This window comes from Paraburkholderia oxyphila NBRC 105797 (genome assembly GCF_000685075.1).
In the GTDB taxonomy this organism is placed as follows: Bacteria; Pseudomonadota; Gammaproteobacteria; order Burkholderiales; family Burkholderiaceae; genus Paraburkholderia; species Paraburkholderia oxyphila.
Map to the genome: position 1 here is coordinate 1 of NZ_BAYD01000261.1, position 1,571 is coordinate 1,571.

The 1,571-nt window shown below is 57.9% G+C and carries 2 protein-coding genes; both read left to right on the forward strand.

Annotation, left to right across the window (positions count from 1 at the left end):
• Window positions 1-189: hypothetical protein (locus BO1_RS60875; RefSeq protein ID WP_218002884.1), on the forward strand; the 189-nt coding region annotated here is incomplete at its 5' end.
• A gap of 79 nt (window positions 190-268) precedes the next feature.
• The coding region (locus BO1_RS48800; RefSeq protein ID WP_028223771.1) for an IS701 family transposase at window positions 269-1,571 on the forward strand (1,303 nt) is incomplete at its 3' end.

A 1,571-nucleotide genomic window follows, 5' to 3' on the forward strand; every position in this document is an offset into this window, starting at 1 on the left:
CATGCGCTCACTGGCACAACTCCATCCGTAGCGGCGAAAAACGCGGCAATGAGGCCAGAAATTGGCCTTAACCCGCCGACCAAGCGTGAACTTCGCGTTGAAATTGCACAATGCGATAAACCTTGCGACGAGCGCCGCATGAGCGCAGAAAGGCTGCTTCTGTCGGGGTGTATTTCAGCAGCCTGCTAATCTCACTATGTCACAAAAAGATGTTTGCCGCAAAGTGATACCTGGTAGTATTGAATAATACAAACTTTGGGCGACCGTGATGAAAGAAGACGTCGACGAATTTGACGCGTATCTGAATCATCTGGCGCAGGCGTTGGGGCATGCCGATCGCCATGCCGGCCTCAAGGGTTACTGTTCGGGCCTGGTCATGCCGTTGTCACGCAAGAGCGTCGAGCCGATGGCCGCGCATATTGACCCACTTCACGCGAGTGCGAAACACCAGTCACTCCACCATTTTGTGGCCAAGGCAGAATGGTCAGACCGGGCGGTCCTGCAGCGGGTACGCGAATGGGTGATGCCCGCATTGGGCCTGCACGCTGCCGAAGAGTCTGGCTATTACTGGATTATTGACGACACGGGCTTCCCGAAGAAAGGCAAGCATTCGGTCGGCGTAGCGCGGCAATACTGTGGGCAACTGGGGAAACAGGATAACTGCCAGATCGCCGTGAGCCTGTCGATCGCGACGCAACGCGGCAGCCTGCCGATTGCCTGGCAACTGTATGTCCCCAAGGAATGGATTGACGACCGGGAGCGAGCGCGTCGCGCGGGCATTCCTGACGATCTGACCTTCGAGACCAAGCCACAGATTGCGCTGGCCCAACTTCGCGAGGCTATAGCATCCGGCATTGCACCAGGCATTGTGCTTGCCGATGCCGGGTACGGTGACGAAACCGCTTTCCGGGAAAGCGTAACTGAACTGGGTTTGTTGTATGCAGTAGGGATCCGGCCGGGCACCTCTGTGTGGGCGCCCGGTACGGCGCCGCTGCCGCCCAAACCCTGGAGTGGGCGCGGCAAGCCACCGAAATTGTTGCGCCGTACGCCTGGCCATAAACCGCTCGTGGTGAAGGAACTGGCCATGCAATTACCCATGAACGCCTGGCAAACCGTAACCTGGCGGGAAGGCAGCAACGCAGCCCTTTCCTCACGCTTTGCCGCCGTACGGGTTCGTCCCGCACATCACGACACTTGGCGAAGTACCGTTCGCGAAGAAGAATGGCTGCTTATTGAATGGCCTGATGGCGATACGGAGCCGCTCAAATATTTTCTCACTACTGCACCCGAGGAGGCGACCCTCGAGCAGCTTGTATTCGTGACCAAAATGCGCTGGCGCATCGAGCGCGACTATCAGGACCTGAAGCAGGAGTTCGGGCTCGGTCATTATGAAGGGCGAGGCTGGCGTGGCTTTCACCATCACGCCACACTGACTATCGCTGCGTATGGGTTTCTCATGGCTCAGCGACTCAGAATGCAATCAGATGGACGTGGTAAAAAAAGCTTCCTTGAACGCGCGCTGCCTGCCCTTCCCCCGGATTACATCCCCCGGGGCAGTCCAGCGCGCTCAA